A 388-nucleotide genomic window follows, 5' to 3' on the forward strand; every position below is an offset into this window, starting at 1 on the left:
CAATGGAGCCTTAGATGTAAAGCGCTTAGAAGTTACAACTCTTTCTTCCGACTCTATCAATGCGCAATCTACTCTTGATTTGTTTAAAAAATTGGAAGAAAAGTATCCTTTTGCACAAAGAATCGTGGTTATATGCGATAACGCTGCCTACTATAGGTCAAAAATCGTTGCAAATTACCTAAAAACATCCAGAGTAGAAATCAAATTCTTGCCTCCTTATTCTCCCGATCTCAATCTGATTGAACGCCTTTGGCGATTCATGAATAAAAAAGTCCGCAATAATCGATATTATGAAAAGTCTTTTCAAGTTTGAAGTGCACAGAAGAATTAAAAAAAGAATAGGCAGGCGATGAAAGAATCTCTATTGTGATTTTTAACAATCAAACAC

General features: G+C 35.1%; 1 pseudogene. It reads left to right on the plus strand.

From position 1 onward, the window contains the following. Positions 1 to 16 precede the first annotated feature (16 nt). Positions 17 to 313 (plus strand): annotated as a pseudogene (locus RHOW815_RS06100) (transposase); the annotation flags it as partial. Between the last annotated feature and the right edge of the window lie 75 nt (positions 314 to 388).

Origin of the sequence: Candidatus Rhabdochlamydia sp. W815 (assembly GCF_018642185.1) — a bacterium.
Lineage (GTDB): Bacteria > Chlamydiota > Chlamydiia > Chlamydiales > Rhabdochlamydiaceae > Rhabdochlamydia > Rhabdochlamydia oedothoracis.